Genomic DNA, 13,915 nt, shown 5'->3' on the forward strand with positions numbered 1-13,915 from the left:
ATGGTACTGCCACACCAGGTGGGAGAGTAGGTCGCCGCCTTCTTTGAAGCCCCTCACGTAAGTGGGGGGCTTTTTTTGTTTTTACTTGGTACTATTTATTCAATGGAAAATTGATAAAGAAGTTTCTTTTCATCGGCAGAAGGAACTTCCGAAATGAGTATATAATTTCCTGGGGTTAAATCAGCTTCAAAAAAGCCTTTACTTTCGGCAGGGAGATTGTTCATTCCTCCAAGAAACGTGAAACCTTCGGGCGCAGGTGTACGCAGTCCTCTTGGATTCATCCAATTCATCCATTGGACTAAAGAATCCAAAGAAGCAGTATTGTCATAACGCACTAGGTTTACATCATGCCCAACAAAATTTTCATAAACTTTTTGATCTATAAAATTAGTTTGGAAAATGTGATTGCCAGATGAGAGGCTATCTTTAAGGATAAGTCCATCTGTACTTGAGATATCGATGTTTGCAGTCGGAGTTGGAGGGATTAGTCCTGTCGATTTTTTAGATACAATAATCTCTTTCAACATTCCATGTGAGGTATGCCATTCCCCATTGAACATTTTTACATAACACTCCATAATGTATCGACCTGGTTTTAAGTGGATGGTGCTTTTTACCTTATGTTTTGGGGATACTAGACCTGTTCCTCCCAAGAATTTAACCTGTTGATACCATTCAGGTATTTTGCCGAAAGCAATCATGGCGCTATCCATTTTGTCTTCCATAATCAGCCTCATACCATCATCAAATGGGGGTAGCAATTCAGCTTTGGTATTATCGATTGTAATGCCTTCAGGATATAGGTCCATCATTACAAAATGTACTTCTGGTGATTGGTTTTCATAGATGAGTGTATTCCATCCAGAATAAAGTGTATCAGCCACAAAAAACTCCATACTTTTGGTATTTATATGAACCTTGCCAAGTTCTAAGGGATTTTTTTCTGGAGTGGTGTTCTCTTCTTTGGTATCTTTTTCTTTGGTTTTACACGCGAACAGTGTTAATAATAATAAGGAAAGAGCTATTAAATTTCTCATAATTCATGTATTTAGAGGTTGATTATCTCGTTTAATACATAGCAACGGCGTAGGTAAGGCAACACTTTTGAAGATACAAACAATTTATGGGTTAAAAGCTTTACTTTGTGTAATTGGCAGATTTATCTGCGTGTTTTATTGATAAATTGATATGTTGTGTTTTTTTGTAAATAAAAACTCCCCTAAGCAAAAGCCTAGAGGAGTAACGCAAGTTTAGTTGAGATTTACGTGCTTTTTTATACTCTGGGTAGATCTCCCTCGCCTTTTAAGGGCAAATCCGATTTTCCCATTAGATATGTATCCACATAGTGTGCGGCTTCCCTTCCTTCAGAAATGGCCCAAACAATAAGTGATTGTCCTCTTCTTTGGTCGCCGGCCACAAAAACTCCGGGAACATTGGTTTTATAATCTGCTAAAGAAGCTTTTATGTTGGTTCTTGGATCCATTTCAAGATGTAGTTGATCAGCAATCGTGGTTTCCGATCCTGTAAAGCCCAGAGCCAATAGAACTAGATCACAGTCCCATTCTTTCTCTGTACCTTCTACTTCTTTGAGCATGGGGCGTTGACCAGCTTGCTTGACCCATTCAACTTCTACGGTTACCAAGCTTTTTAATTTGCCGTTCTTGTCGGTATTGAATTTTTTTGTGGAAATGCTGAATACACGGTCGGCACCTTCTTTATGTGAAGAACTGGTGCGCAATCGCATGGGCCAAAATGGCCATGGTTGTCCTTCGGGACGGTCCGGTGTTCCTTTCGGCATTATTTCAAAATTGGTAACGGATGTAGCTCCCTGCCTGATAGAAGTACCGATACAATCGGAACCCGTATCTCCACCACCAATAACGATTACTTTTTTACCTTTTGCCGAAATTTCTTCTCCTTCAAATGGAATTCCATCTACTTTTCTGTTGTTCTGGGGTAAAAAGTCCATGGCTTGAACTACTCCTTTGGCATCTGCACCAGGAACGGGAAGAGTACGCCTAACCGTTGCTCCTCCACAAAGTACAATGGAATCAAATTCTTTTTGAAGTTCCGTTGCAGTAATATCCACTCCAACATGAACCCCATTTTTAAATTCAATGCCCTCTTGTTCCATTACCTCAAGTCTTCTGTCGATAACGTTTTTCTCCATCTTAAAATCTGGGATGCCATATCGTAAAAGGCCCCCAGGTTTTTCATCTCTTTCGAAAACAGTAACGGCATGGCCTGCACGATTCAATTGTTGAGCGGCAGCTAAACCTGCTGGTCCAGAGCCTATGACGGCCACTTTTTTACCGGTTCGGGTCAATGGTGCTTCAGGCTTTACCCATCCGTTCTTAAAGGCTGTTTCTACGATGTTTTTTTCGATGTTTTCAATGGAAACGGCTGGCTCGTTGATTCCCAGTACGCATGCTTCTTCGCATGGTGCGGGGCATAATCTTCCTGTAAATTCTGGAAAATTATTGGTTGAATGAAGTATCTCGGCAGCCTTTTCCCACTTTCCTTTGTAAACTGCATCGTTAAAATCGGGAATTAAATTGCCCAAAGGACATCCGCTATGGCAAAATGGAATTCCACAATCCATACAACGGGCTCCTTGGTTCTTTAATTCACTTTCCTTTAAAGGTTTTGTAAACTCCTTATAGTTTTTGATACGTTCTTTGACAGGGGCGTATGCTTCGTCCTTTCTGTCATATTCCAAAAATCCTGTAATCTTTCCCATGTCTCAAATTATAAGGTTTGCATTTTTTCTTCTTCTAATCTAATAAGTGCTTGACGGTATTCTTCTGGGAATACCTTAATGAACTTAGGAAGACATTTTTCCCAATTTTCAAGAATACTTTGCGCCAAAGGACTTAAGGTGGCATTGTAATGGTTCTCTATCAAATCTTTCAATTCTTTGATGTCTTTGTCCTCATCAACAGGAAGAAGATTTAAGTGGTCCCCGTTACAGTTTTGTCTGAATGTATTGTCTTTGTCATAAACAAAGGCGATACCACCGCTCATACCAGCACCGAAATTTCTTCCAACGGAGCCAAGGATAACGGCAACGCCACCGGTCATATATTCACATCCGTGGTCGCCAATTCCTTCAACGACTGCTTTGGCCCCTGAGTTTCTTACGCAGAACCGCTCTCCTGCTTTACCGTTGATGTAGGCTTCACCTGAAGTAGCACCATATAAGGTAACATTTCCTGTGATAATGTTATCCTCTGGTTTTATGGTTGACTTAAATGGCACTTTGATGACCAATTTAGCTCCTGACAAACCTTTTCCAAGATAATCGTTGGTGTTTCCGTTGACCACCATGGTAAGTCCTTTAGTGGCGAAAGCACCAAAACTTTGCCCAGCTGAACCTGTAAAGTTCAATCTCAAGGTGTTTTCAGGTAAGCCGTCCGCTCCATAAATTTTTGAAATCTCATTACTAATAATGGCTCCCACAGCTCTATCCGTATTGTAGATAGGGAAATCCAAAGAGGTTTTTTCCTTTCTGAATAGGGCAGGGTGGGCTTTGCCTATGATCTCAAATTCTATGGACTTGTCTATTTCGTGATATTGTTTTTCCGTATTGTGGAACTTGGTTCCTTCAGGTACATCAACCTGATAAAGAATTGGTGTCAAGTCGATACCTGCTGCTTTGTAATGTTCAATGGCCTTTTTTCTGTCCAATTTCTGAACCTGACCAACCATTTCGTTCAATGTTCTAAAACCAAGTTTGGCCATAATCTCACGAAGCTCTTGGGCCACAAAATACATGTAATTGACTACGTGCTCAGGTTTTCCTTCAAACTTTTTGCGAAGTTCGGGGTTCTGCGTGGCAATGCCCACGGGGCATGTGTTCAAATGGCAAACACGCATCATCACACAGCCAGAAGCTACAAGCGGGGCCGTGGCAAATCCGAATTCCTCTGCTCCCAAAAGGCATGCGATTGCAACATCGCGACCAGTTTTTAACTGTCCGTCACATTCCAAGGTTACCCTGTTACGTAGGTCGTTGAGCACCAAAGTTTGTTGGGCTTCGGCTATTCCAAGTTCCCAAGGAAGTCCTGCATGTTTCAAAGAGGTTAAAGGTGATGCCCCAGTTCCTCCATCGAATCCTGAGATTAAAATAACATCTGCCTTGGCTTTTGCGACACCGGCCGCCACGGTTCCCACACCAACTTCGGAAACTAATTTTACATTGATCCTTGCCTCTCTGTTAGCAGATTTTAAGTCATAGATCAGCTGTGATAAATCCTCAATGGAGTAAATATCGTGATGGGGAGGTGGGGAAATCAACCCAACATAGGGGGTCGAGTTCCTTGTTTTGGCAATGGCCGGGTTTACTTTTGGTCCTGGCAATTGACCACCTTCACCTGGTTTCGCCCCTTGTGCCATTTTAATCTGGATTTCTTGGGCGCTGGTTAGGTAGTTGGAGGTCACCCCAAATCTACCTGAGGCCACCTGCTTTATGGCACTGTTTTTCCAGTCACCGGTCTGACTTTTATAGAAACGAGCCGAATCCTCTCCTCCTTCACCTGAATTACTCTTGCCTCCAATTCGGTTCATGGCAATCGCAAGATTTTCGTGGGCTTCCTTGCTGATACTTCCGTAGGACATGGCCCCAGTTTTAAACCTTTTTACAATTTCTGTCCAAGGCTCAACTTCCTCAATGGGAATAGGGTCGTAGTTCGAGAATTCGAACAGTCCGCGGATGGTCATTAGGTGTTTGGATTGCTCATTGACCAGTTTGGAATACTCTTTATAAGTATCCGGCTCGTTATTGCGTACCGATTTTTGAAGCATGGCGACACTTAATGGATTGAACATGTGCTTCTCGCCATTTCTTCTCCATCGATACTCTCCACCGACCTCAATATCGAGATTGGCTGCTATTTCCTGTGATAGGAACGCCTTTTTGTGGCGTTTGGTTACTTCTTTTTCTATTTCGTATAGCCCGATTCCCTGAATACGGGTCGGGGTGTTTGGGAAATATTTGTCCACAACCGTGGTGTTTATTCCGATACACTCGAAAAGTTGTGAACCTCGGTAGGAGTTAAGTGTGGATATCCCTATTTTGTTCATTACCTTGAGTATTCCCTTACCGATGGCCTTGTTGTAATTTTTGACCGCTTCTTCGAAAGTATAATCGGTAATGTTGTTCTCTTCGATTTGCTCCCCAATGATTTCGTTTACCAAATATGGGTTGATGGCACTAGCGCCGAAACCGAACAACAAGGCAAAATGATGTACTTCACGTGGTTCGGCAGATTCGATGATGATGCTTAATTTTGAGCGTTTTCCTAATTTTCGTAGTCCACTGTTTATATAGGAGCAGGCCAAAAGTGCAGGTATCGGAGCCATTTCGGCACTTACCATTCTATCCGATAGGATGATGATGTTTGCATCATCATCAATGGCATCGGATGCTTGTTGTAAGATGGAGTCCAAAGCTTCTTCCAGTCCGTTGTGCCCTTTGTTGATTTCATATAACATTGAAATGGATACAACTTTATAATCCGGACTGGCATCGTAATTTTTGATTTTATCCAAATCCTCTTTGGAAATAACAGGGTTTTGGATTTTTAGTTTACGGCAGTGCAATTCCGAAAAATCAAAAATGTTATGGTCACTTCCAAGTGTGAGACTGATATCTGTAATCAATTCTTCCCTAATACCATCCAATGGTGGGTTGGTCACCTGGGCAAATAGTTGCTTAAAGTAATTGTAAATCAATTGCGGACGCTCGGAAAGTACTGCAATTGGGGTGTCGGAACCCATGGAGCCAATGGGTTCTTTTCCATTTTCTGCCATGGGCATTATAATGGTGTTGATGTCTTCTTGGGTATATCCAAAAGCTGTTCTTCGGGTTTGCAAAGGGAATTCGCCAAAGAAAACAGGACAATCATTATATGGTATCTCTTTTAGGTGTACCAAGTTGTCCTTTAACCATTTTTTGTATGGATGCTTTTTGGCAATATGTTCTTTTATTTCCTCATCATTTACAATTCTTCCCTCTTCCATGTTTACCAAGAACATTTTTCCGGGCTCCAGCCTGCCATGGAATTCAATATCTTCGGGTTCCAATTCAACTACACCGGTTTCCGAGGACATGATTACATATCCTTGTTTGGTAACCGAATATCTTGATGGGCGTAGTCCGTTCCTGTCGAGTACTGCACCTATATAGTTTCCGTCAGTAAAGGGTATGGATGCCGGTCCGTCCCATGGTTCCATGAGGCAGGAGTTGTATTCGTAAAATGCTCTTTTGGCCTCGGACATATCGGGGTTTTTTTCCCAAGCTTCGGGAACCAACATCATCATCACTTCGGGCAAGGAACGACCTGTCATCAGGAGTAGTTCGACCACCATGTCCATGCTTGCGGAGTCGGACTTAGCTGGCAATACAATGGGAAGTATCTTTTTAATGTCATCGCCAAACCAGTCACTTTCCATCAATTCCTCGCGTGAGCGCATGCGGGAAACATTTCCTCGTAGAGTGTTGATCTCTCCATTGTGGCACATGTACCTAAAAGGTTGGGCTAAATCCCACATTGGGAATGTGTTGGTGGAGAATCTTTGGTGCACCAATGCCAAGCGGGTAACAACGCGTGGATCTAAAAGATCTTCGTAATACCTGCTTATGTCCTTTGGCACCAAAAGTCCTTTAAATATGATTATTTTAGTGGATAGGCTGGGCAGGTAGAAAAAATCCCTTTCTGATAGTTTGCTTTCTATTACGGTGTGTTCCGTAATTTTACGGGCAATAAAAAGTTTAAGATTAAACTGAAAATCGTCCATACCTTTCCCTTTGGCTACAAAAACCTGCATTACATAGGGTTCGGTTTCGGCAGCAATCCGCCCTGGAACGGAACGGTTAACGGGTACATCTCTCCAGCCTAATAGTTGGAGCCCTTGCTTTGCAATGTTTTCTTCAAGTACCTTTATGCAAAAATCACGCTGGTTTTGCTTTTGAGGCAGAAATACATTTCCTACGGCATATCCTCCTGCTTCTGGTAGATCAAAAGTGCAGGTGTCCACGAAAAAATCATGGGGTATATCAATCAAAATTCCTGCTCCGTCCCCAGTTTTCCCATCGGCACTCACGGCACCTCTGTGTTCCAATTTATCTAGAATTTCGAGTGCTTTGTGTATTATGTCGTTGGACTTAATTCCTTTTAGGCTGCAGATGAAACCTGCACCACAGTTATCATGCTCAAATTCTGGTAAGTATAAACCTTGTTTCTCCAATCTCATCATTAACGTATTTCCTCAAAAATATCAAAATTGATATATAAATTATAAGGTTTTTGTTGATTATCAGATAAATAATCAACGTAATGTTTCGAAGGTTAAAAAAAACTCAATTTAAAAATATATGGAATGTTAAATTATCATTATCTCAAACTGAATAAATAAAGCATGTCTTTCCCTTTACTGGGAAGAGTATTTTGTGTAATTGAAGCATGTTCAAGGGTGGTCTACTTCTCAAAAAGAGGGGGTGTTTAATTCAAAAAAACACTTTAAGGGACAAGACCCGTCTTTTTTAGAGGGGTGTTTCTTTAATCGTCAAGAATACTTCGTGAGATAACGATTTTCTGAATTTCGGAAGTGCCTTCATAAATCTGGGTGATTTTGGCATCCCGCATTAAGCGTTCTACGTGATAATCTTTTACGTATCCATTTCCGCCATGAATCTGTACGGCCTCAACAGTGGTTTCCATTGCAACTTCGGAAGCATATAGTTTGGCCATGGCGCCGGAAAGGGTGTAATCGTTTCCTGCATCCTTATCGTATGCGGCTTGATAGACCAAATGGCGTGCTGCTTGTATTTTGGTGTGCATATCGGCCAATTTAAAGGCAATGGCCTGGTGATTCGAAATTTCTGTACCAAAGGCTTTTCGCTGTTTGGAATACTGCAGTGCCAGTTCGTAAGCCCCAGCTGCAATGCCTAGGGCCTGTGCTGCAATGCCTATTCTTCCGCCCGCCAAAGTCTTCATGGCAAACTTAAACCCAAAGCCATCTTCGCCTATACGGTTTTCTTTGGGCACCTTAACATCGTTGAACATTAAGGAGTGTGTATCGCTCCCTCGAATGCCCAGTTTATTTTCTTTGGGGCCTATGTCAAAACCTTCCATGCTTTTCTCTACGATTAAGGTGTTTATGCCACGATGACCCTTTTCTCTGTCTGTTTGTGCAATTACCAAGTAAACCTCGGCCTGGTTTCCATTGGTGATCCAGTTTTTAGTTCCATTTAATAGGTAATGGTCGCCTTTGTCTATGGCTGTTGTTTTTTGGGAAGTTGCATCACTTCCTGCTTCAGGCTCCGAAAGGCAAAAGGCACCGATAATTTCTCCCGAGGCCAATGGGGTCAGGTATTTTTCTTTTTGCTCCTCTGTTCCGTAGGTTTCCAGTCCCCAACAAACCAAAGAATTGTTTACTGACACCATTACCGAGGCGGAGGCATCAATTTTCGATAATTCTTCCATGGCCAATACATAAGATAGGGTGTCAAGGCCGCTTCCACCATATTTTTCGCTGACCATCATTCCTAAAAAACCCAGTTCTCCCATTTTTTTAACAAGGTCACTAGGAAATTTTTGGCTTTCGTCGCGTTCAATTACTCCGGGTAAAAGCTCATTTTGGGCAAAATCTTTTGCCGCTTGTTTTATCATTAACTGTTCTTCGGAAAGTGTGAAATCCATAAAAATGAATAATATTTAAAAACTACCTACAAATATAGCTTTACAATATTAATATTGTATAAATAAATGCAAATAAATGAGAATCTATGAATTTTAAATATTTTTTTGAAAACCGGTATTTCTCTTTGACATTTTTTTATAGCAATAAGATTATGCGGAAATATTCATTTTGAATATCTTTAGCCGCACAGATAACTACTCATAAAATAATATTCCTTAATTAAACCAAACTTAACATGGAGACCCTTTTAGTTGTCATTTTTGTAATTGGATATTTGGCAATTACCCTAGAACATAATTTAAAAATAGATAAACTTATTCCGGCCTTGGCCATGATGGCCATTTTGTGGGCCTTGATGGCTTTTGGAATAGATGGCTTTACCACATGGTTCGATTCTGGCAATCATGCATTGTTGGAAAACTTCGGGGCTTTTGGGCACGAGGAAAAGATGGAACTCATGGAGGAGACCCTTCTGCACCATTTAGGTAAAACCGCAGAGATTTTGGTTTTTCTTCTTGGAGCGATGACCATCGTTGAGATTATCGACTATTTTGATGGATTTGCCACCATAAAGTCATTTGTAAAAACAAGGAGCAAAAAGAAGATTCTTTGGATTTTCTCATTTTTGGCCTTTATACTATCCGCGATCATCGATAATCTTACTGCCACTATTGTCCTTATTTCCATCCTTCAAAAAATTGTGAAGGATAGGGATGTTAGACTTTGGTATGCAGGTTTGATCATTATTGCGGCAAACGCCGGGGGTGCGTGGTCGCCGATTGGGGATGTTACCACTACCATGTTGTGGATAGGCGATAAGGTCTCCACGGCCATGCTTATAGAGCACTTATTGATACCGTCTTTGGTTTGTATGCTTGTGCCTTCTTTTATTGCATCCTATCTCCCGGCTTTCAAAGGAGAAATTGATGTGGATGAGGAAGATGGTGGAACAAACTCAAAATATGGGCCCAGAATGCTTTATTTGGGCTTAGCGGCCATTGTTTTTGTGCCGATTTTTAAAACGGTAACCCATTTGCCACCTTATGTAGGGATGATGTTGTCCTTGGCAGTAGTGGCTACTTTTGCTGAAATTTACAGTAACAAGAAAATCGCCATATCGTCCATAAACCAAGAAAGTGATGAGCATTCGCATCACAGTCCGGTGCATAGTGCCCTTACCAAGATAGAATTGCCCAGTATTTTGTTCTTCTTGGGTATTTTAATGGCCGTGGCCGCTTTGGAATCTCTCGGCCTCTTGTTCAACTTTGCCGAAGGATTGAAGCAAGGAATGCCATTGATCGGAACAGAAATGGCTGGTACCCAAGTTTCCGACCTGGTTGTTGTACTATTGGGTATTGGTTCTGCAATTATAGATAATGTGCCCTTGGTGGCCGCTAGTTTGGGAATGTTCTCCGAGCCAATGGATGACCAATTATGGCATTTTATCGCCTATTCGGCAGGAACAGGTGGAAGTATGCTCATAATTGGTTCGGCAGCAGGTGTTGTTGCCATGGGTATGGAGAAAATCGACTTCTTCTGGTATCTTAAAAAGATATCATGGTTGGCCTTTTTAGGGTTCATTGCCGGAGCAATTTGCTTTATGGTGATGCGATATTTGTTCTAAAAAATACTTTAGTTCAAAAATCTCCGTTATAATTGCAACTTAAAATTGGGGATTTTATATGAATATTTTTCAAGAAGTAACGGAAGGTGCTGAGGCAACAGCTTCTATTTCCGAGGAAAAGACCTTATCCGTAATAGACCTTATTGTAAATGGAGGGGCAGGGAGCGTTATAATCATTGTAGTGCTCTTTGTGCTCCTCTTTGTAGCCATGTACATTTATTTTGAACGCATTTTTGCCATCAAGGCGGCGTCCAAGATAGATAAGAATTTCATGAACCAGATTCGTGATCATATAAGCAATGGCAAACTGGAGGCAGCAAAATTGTTGTGTGCCCAAACGGATTCTCCCGTAGCGCGACTTATCGAAAAAGGGGTGGCCAGAATAGGCAAGCCTTTGGACGATATTAACACTTCCATTGAAAACGCAGGTACGCTTGAGGTGTACAAGCTCGAGAAAAATGTAAGTGTTTTGGCCACTGTTGCCGGCGCTGCACCAATGATTGGTTTCTTGGGAACCGTAATTGGTATGATTTTGGCATTCCACGAAATGGCTAGTAGTGGAGGGCAGGCAGAAATGGGCTCATTGGCATCTGGTATCTATACGGCAATGACCACTACGGTTGCCGGTTTGGTGGTTGGTATTATCGCGTACATTGGTTACAACCACTTGGTGAACAGGACCGATAAGGTAGTGCATCAAATGGAAGCCAATGCGGTAGAGTTCTTGGATCTTTTGAACGAACCTATATAAACCTTTGGCTATGAAACTGAAGGGAAGAAACAAAATAAGCCCGGAATTCAGCATGTCATCAATGACGGACATTGTGTTCTTGTTGTTGGTGTTTTTCATGTTGACGTCCAATGCACCGAATGCGTTGGATTTGCTTTTGCCAAAGGCAAAGGGTAAATCGACGAACACACAGAATGTTTCGGTTACCATTGACAAGGATCTGAAATATTTTGTGAACAACGAGCAGATCAACAAAGAATACATTGAAATTGAATTAAAAAAGGCACTTGAAGGTCAAGAAAAGCCAACAATCATCCTCAGAGCAGAAGAAAACGTGGCCATTAAAGAAGCGGTCAACGTAATGGACATTGCCAACAGGAACAGTTACAAGGTAATCTTGGCAGTGCGGCCAAAATAATGTCCTTTTTAGATACGAGACACAAGAAAAAATCCTTCACGCTAACAACACTTTTGTTAAGCGCACTGCTCCTATTGCTTTTTTATATAGGATTGACCTATCTGGACCCACCCATTGAAAATGGTATCGCTGTCAATTTCGGAACCATGGATTATGGTAGTGGAGAGGTACAGCCTACGGAGCGAGTAAGATCGGAACCAAGAGAGGTTCAAAACCAGCCAGAGCCCGAAGAACAGGCGGAACCCGCCCAATCCGAAGAAACTGTGGTGGAAGATGCTCCTGTTGAAGAGGTGTTGACAAGTAATGACGAGGAAACCATTAAACTGCGACAACAGGAAGAAGCCAAACGTAAAGCGGAAGAGGAAGCAGAAAAAGCCAAAGCTGAAGCCGAGCGTATTGCCCGTGAAAAACGAGAGGCCGAAGAGCGTAAGCGGCAGGAACAAGAAGCCAAGAAAAAAAGTGTGGATGCCCTTATCGGTGGAATCGGAAAATCGGAGGGAACCACCACAGGCAGCGAAGGTGACGATGATAAGGCTGGAGATAAAGGCCAACTGGATGGAGACCCATATGCCACCTCGTACTATGGTGCACCTGGCAGTGGAGGTGGAACTGGCGGTTATGGACTTAGAGGGAGGTCGTTAGCTGGCAAAGATGTAGTGCGGCAGGAATGCAATGAGGAAGGTCGAGTTGTGGTAAGGATAGTGGTGGATAGAAATGGAAAGGTGATTCAAGCACAGCCCGGCGTAAAGGGCACCACAAATAATGCGCCATGCCTCTTGGAGCCCGCCCGTAAAACAGCGCTTCTTCACCGTTGGAATTCCGATGCCAATGCGCCTACTCAGCAAATCGGTTTTGTGGTCGTCAACTTTAAATTGGGGCAGTAGTGACCTATAAAGAAACTTTGGACTGGATGTTCGGGCAGCTTCCGATGTACCAGCAAAAAGGTGCCGCGGCCTTGAATGCTAAGTTGGACAACATCATCCGCTTTTCCAATGTGTTGGGCAATCCAGAGAAAAAATTCAAAAGTATCCACGTTGCCGGAACCAACGGAAAAGGTTCCAGTAGCCATATGTTGGCTTCCATTCTTCAGGAGGCTGGCTATAAGGTTGGACTCTATACTTCACCACACCTAAAGGATTTTAGGGAGCGCATCAAAATAAATGGTAAAGTTGTCAGCAAGAAATTTGTAACGGATTTTATTCAGGAGAACAAAACCTTTTTTGAGTACCATAAGCTTTCGTTTTTTGAAATGACCGTTGGTTTGGCTTTTAGCTATTTCGCGGAAGAAAAAGTGGATATCGCCATAATCGAAGTAGGATTGGGAGGGCGTTTGGATTCTACCAACATCATAACGCCCGAAGTGTCGCTAATCACTAATATTGGAATAGATCACACCCAGTTTTTGGGAGATACCTTGGAGAAAATTGCCTTGGAAAAAGCGGGCATCATTAAACCAAAGGTTCCTGTGGTGATTAGCGAGACGCAACCAGAGACAAAAATGATTTTTAACCTGATCGCCCATCAGCGAAGATCCAACATTGTTTTTGCGGATGCAGCATCGTACGTGGAATATAAAACGGATTTGTTGGGTGAATATCAGCAGAAAAATATCAACGGAGTGGTGGCATGTATTCGTCAGTTAAAGAATTTTGAAGTTGCTGAAAGAGATGTTTCCAGCGGACTCACAAAAGTTGTGGAAAATACAGGACTTCTTGGTAGATGGCAAGTATTGCAAAACAATCCTTTAGTGGTATGCGACACGGCACATAATAAGGAAGGTCTTCAGTTGGTTTTGGAACAAGTTAAAAAACAATCGTATGATCAACTCCATATCGTCCTTGGATTTGTTAAAGATAAAGATGTAAAGTCCGTTTTGCCGTTATTCCCCAAAGATGCCAAATATTATTTTGTAAGGCCAAGTATTCCAAGGGGCATGTATGCTCTTCAGCTAGAGGAACTTGCTCAAGAAGAAGGGCTTAAGGGGAAGGTGTGCAAGTCTGTAAAAAAGGGGTTGAACAAAGCGTTGAAAAATGCGACGAGCAATGATATGATCTATGTTGGAGGCAGTACTTTTGTTGTTGCGGAAATAGTGTGATTTTTTTCTTGTTTTTTGTTTTATAAATCAAAAACTGTGTTATATTTGCACTCCCATTTAGGAAAATAAATGGGCGCTTAGCTCAGTTGGTTCAGAGCACCTCGTTTACACCGAGGGGGTCGGGGGTTCGAATCCCTCAGCGCCCACTTTTAGAGTTCAAATAGAAACAAAACCTTGCATATCTTATTGATCTGCAAGGTTTTGACGTTTTAAGGCATTCATTTGAATTGGTTTGATTGGATCAAGACCAATTGGATCAAGACCAATTGGATCAAGACCAATTGTTGTGTTTATGCAAAAATTGTTGTTAATCTAAATAGGAAGAACTCTACATTTTTGACACCT

9 protein-coding genes and 1 tRNA gene are annotated in these 13,915 nt (G+C 42.0%); 6 read left to right on the forward strand and 4 right to left on the reverse strand.

Features of this window, described 5'->3' with window-relative positions; all coding sequences use genetic code 11:
- Positions 1-95: 95 nt before the first annotated feature.
- The 4 genes from VM932_RS16440 to VM932_RS16455 form a co-directional block, all read right to left on the reverse strand.
- The gene (locus VM932_RS16440; protein ID WP_326280347.1) at positions 96-1,037 is read right to left on the reverse strand and encodes a hypothetical protein; all 942 of its coding nucleotides are present in this window, start codon (positions 1,035-1,037) and stop codon (positions 96-98) included.
- Between the two features lie 236 nt (positions 1,038-1,273).
- Entirely contained in the window at positions 1,274-2,740 is a 1,467-nt protein-coding gene (locus VM932_RS16445; protein WP_326280349.1) for a glutamate synthase subunit beta, read from the reverse strand.
- An 8-nt stretch (positions 2,741-2,748) separates the two neighbouring features.
- Complete coding sequence (gene gltB, locus VM932_RS16450; RefSeq protein WP_326280360.1) at positions 2,749-7,254, reverse strand: glutamate synthase large subunit; 4,506 nt, start codon at positions 7,252-7,254, stop codon at positions 2,749-2,751.
- A 305-nt stretch (positions 7,255-7,559) separates the two neighbouring features.
- Positions 7,560-8,702 (reverse strand): acyl-CoA dehydrogenase, encoded by a 1,143-nt coding sequence (locus tag VM932_RS16455; protein ID WP_326280351.1) that lies wholly within the window; start codon positions 8,700-8,702, stop codon positions 7,560-7,562.
- Between the two features lie 236 nt (positions 8,703-8,938).
- On the opposite strand from VM932_RS16455, the gene nhaD reads away from it, so the two are divergent.
- The 6 genes from nhaD (at position 8,939) to VM932_RS16485 (ending at position 13,716) form a co-directional block, all read left to right on the forward strand.
- Positions 8,939-10,327: a sodium:proton antiporter NhaD gene (gene nhaD, locus VM932_RS16460; protein WP_326280352.1), complete on the forward strand. Its 1,389-nt coding sequence runs from the start codon at positions 8,939-8,941 to the stop codon at positions 10,325-10,327.
- A 58-nt stretch (positions 10,328-10,385) separates the two neighbouring features.
- Positions 10,386-11,078: a MotA/TolQ/ExbB proton channel family protein gene (locus VM932_RS16465; RefSeq protein WP_014032088.1), complete on the forward strand. Its 693-nt coding sequence runs from the start codon at positions 10,386-10,388 to the stop codon at positions 11,076-11,078.
- A gap of 10 nt (positions 11,079-11,088) precedes the next feature.
- Positions 11,089-11,475, forward strand: coding sequence for an ExbD/TolR family protein (locus VM932_RS16470; RefSeq protein WP_014032087.1), 387 nt, complete (start codon positions 11,089-11,091; stop codon positions 11,473-11,475).
- Positions 11,475-12,359 carry an energy transducer TonB gene (locus tag VM932_RS16475; protein WP_326280355.1) on the forward strand — a complete coding sequence of 295 codons (885 nt, stop codon included), beginning with the start codon at positions 11,475-11,477 and terminating at the stop codon, positions 12,357-12,359. Before VM932_RS16470 ends, VM932_RS16475 begins: the two co-directional genes overlap by 1 nt.
- Positions 12,359-13,570 (forward strand): bifunctional folylpolyglutamate synthase/dihydrofolate synthase, encoded by a 1,212-nt coding sequence (locus tag VM932_RS16480; protein ID WP_326280357.1) that lies wholly within the window; start codon positions 12,359-12,361, stop codon positions 13,568-13,570. The genes VM932_RS16475 and VM932_RS16480 overlap by 1 nt, the downstream gene beginning before the upstream one ends.
- Before the next feature lie 71 nt (positions 13,571-13,641).
- Positions 13,642-13,716, forward strand: a tRNA-Val gene (locus VM932_RS16485).
- The last annotated feature ends 199 nt before the right edge of the window (positions 13,717-13,915 follow it).

This window comes from Flagellimonas halotolerans, from assembly GCF_035818535.1.
In the GTDB taxonomy this organism is placed as follows: Bacteria; Bacteroidota; Bacteroidia; order Flavobacteriales; family Flavobacteriaceae; genus Flagellimonas; species Flagellimonas halotolerans.

What these genes read in the sequence shown, in the direction of transcription:
- VM932_RS16445 (WP_326280349.1), bottom strand. Translation starts at nt 2,740, where the DNA reads ATGGGAAAGATTACAGGATTTTTGGAATATGACAGAAAGGACGAAGCA.
- VM932_RS16440 (WP_326280347.1), bottom strand. Translation starts at nt 1,037, where the DNA reads ATGAGAAATTTAATAGCTCTTTCCTTATTATTATTAACACTGTTCGCG.
- VM932_RS16475 (WP_326280355.1), top strand. Translation starts at nt 11,475, where the DNA reads ATGTCCTTTTTAGATACGAGACACAAGAAAAAATCCTTCACGCTAACA.
- VM932_RS16455 (WP_326280351.1), bottom strand. Translation starts at nt 8,702, where the DNA reads ATGGATTTCACACTTTCCGAAGAACAGTTAATGATAAAACAAGCGGCA.
- VM932_RS16470 (WP_014032087.1), top strand. Translation starts at nt 11,089, where the DNA reads ATGAAACTGAAGGGAAGAAACAAAATAAGCCCGGAATTCAGCATGTCA.
- nhaD (WP_326280352.1), top strand. Translation starts at nt 8,939, where the DNA reads ATGGAGACCCTTTTAGTTGTCATTTTTGTAATTGGATATTTGGCAATT.
- gltB (WP_326280360.1), bottom strand. Translation starts at nt 7,254, where the DNA reads ATGAGATTGGAGAAACAAGGTTTATACTTACCAGAATTTGAGCATGAT.
- VM932_RS16465 (WP_014032088.1), top strand. Translation starts at nt 10,386, where the DNA reads ATGAATATTTTTCAAGAAGTAACGGAAGGTGCTGAGGCAACAGCTTCT.